Source organism: Sabulibacter ruber, from assembly GCF_017355955.1.
Classification (GTDB): domain Bacteria; phylum Bacteroidota; class Bacteroidia; order Cytophagales; family Hymenobacteraceae; genus Nibribacter; species Nibribacter ruber_A.
On sequence record NZ_JAFFID010000183.1, the window covers coordinates 1 to 251 of the forward strand.

General features: G+C 73.7%; 1 protein-coding gene. It reads left to right on the forward strand.

Features of this window, described 5'->3' with window-relative positions; all coding sequences use genetic code 11:
* Positions 1-251: glycosyltransferase family protein (locus JT719_RS24970; RefSeq protein ID WP_207436480.1), on the forward strand; the 251-nt coding region annotated here is incomplete at both ends.

The window sequence follows — 251 nt, forward strand, 5'->3', positions numbered from 1 at the left end:
TGCAGGCCCTGCCCGGCATCCCGACCATCCGGGTGTTCGAGGCGCTGGCCTGCGGCATACCGCTGGTCTGCGCGCCCTGGGACGACGCGGAGGGGCTGTTCCGCCCCGGCACCGACTATCTCGTCGCCCGCGACGGCAAGGAGATGACGGAGCATCTGCGCGCCGTCCTGTCCGACCGCGACCTCGCCGCCGGCCTCGCCCGCAACGGGCTGGACACCATCCAGAACCGCCACGGCTGCGCCCACCGGGTG